Annotated in this window: 1 protein-coding gene; it reads right to left on the bottom strand. The window is 66.9% G+C overall.

Annotated elements, in window-relative coordinates; all coding sequences use genetic code 11:
• The coding region (locus FE811_RS27810; RefSeq protein WP_370362719.1) for a hypothetical protein at positions 1 to 338 on the bottom strand (338 nt) is incomplete at both ends.

Genomic DNA, 338 nt, shown 5'->3' with positions numbered 1-338 from the left:
AGCGCGGCGAAGCAATGCTGGGTCAGGCGACGCTCCATCGTCCACAACACGCCATGCAGCAGGCGGCCGCGGCGCAGTTGCTCCAGCACCGACGAATGCGTCATCACCAGGATCGGCGGCATGTGATGCTGGCTGTTGTCGGTCTGCGTGCGCCACCATTGCTGCTCGAACTCGGCCACGGTCAGGATGCGGCCGTCGGGGGCGTCGGGATCGACCGTCAGCAGCACCTCGTGGCGGTCGGTCAGGAAGATGGCATAGCGCGGCGCCTCTTTCTGCTCCAGCTCCAGCAGCCCGCGCGGGCTGAACAGGCGCTTGTGCTTCTTGCGCATCTCGCTGCG

The organism is Paracoccus sp. FO-3 (assembly GCF_006386455.1).
In the GTDB taxonomy this organism is placed as follows: Bacteria; Pseudomonadota; Alphaproteobacteria; order Rhodobacterales; family Rhodobacteraceae; genus Paracoccus; species Paracoccus versutus.
This window is presented reverse-complemented; position numbering and strand designations above follow the sequence as displayed.